The sequence below is a fragment of the Candidatus Symbiopectobacterium sp. NZEC135 genome, assembly GCF_025962695.1.
This window is the reverse complement of the sequence record NZ_JAGFPF010001067.1, coordinates 1-742: the sequence shown is the minus strand read 5'-3', so window position 1 is coordinate 742 and position 742 is coordinate 1. Positions and strand designations below refer to the sequence as shown.

Here is a 742-nt window from a genome sequence, read left to right as displayed (position 1 = left end):
AAAAAAACAACCCTCTCAACATTTAGACTCAAATCAAGATAACCCTGACTCAATCGAAATGCTGACAAGCCGTCAGTCAAACGAACTAATTATTGCTTTTTGTGGACCAATAGGGGCTGGGATAAAATCAATCAGAGAATCGTTCCAAAATAACTTAGTAAAAATGGGATATGAAGTTCACCATATTCTTTTAAGTGAGATTATGGATAGTATTAGTAATGTTACAACCCAAATTGATAATCCCTATGAGCGTTATAAAAAAAGACAACTACAGGGAAATGATTTACGAAATAGTTTTTCCCCCCAGATATTGGCAGAGGCAGCAATTTCAAAAATAAAGCTTATCAAGCAAAAGATAAAAATTGGAAAAGGAGAAGCTGAAGATTCGATTTTCAAAGGAAAAATTGCATATCTTGTCGATCAGCTAAAGAATCCTTCAGAAGTAGAATTGCTTCGAATGGTATATCAACATAATTTTTATCTTATTGGTGTTCTGAGAAGTGAATCTGAGAGAAAAAGAAATTTAAGAGATGAAACAATTAAACCTGAACAGATTGACGAACTTATTCACTTGGATAGAAAGTCAGGTGGTAAGCATGGACAACAAGTTGAAAAGACTATTTTAGATTCCGATCTTTTTGTCAAAAATAACCATAGTCATAGATCAAGTATCGACTCTAAAATAATTCGATTTATTAATATTATTCATGGCAAAAATGGAATATCTCCAACATTCAAAGAA

1 pseudogene is annotated in these 742 nt (G+C 32.3%); it reads left to right on the top strand.

From position 1 onward, the window contains the following. Positions 1–742: pseudogene (locus J5224_RS32465) on the top strand (hypothetical protein); the annotation flags it as partial.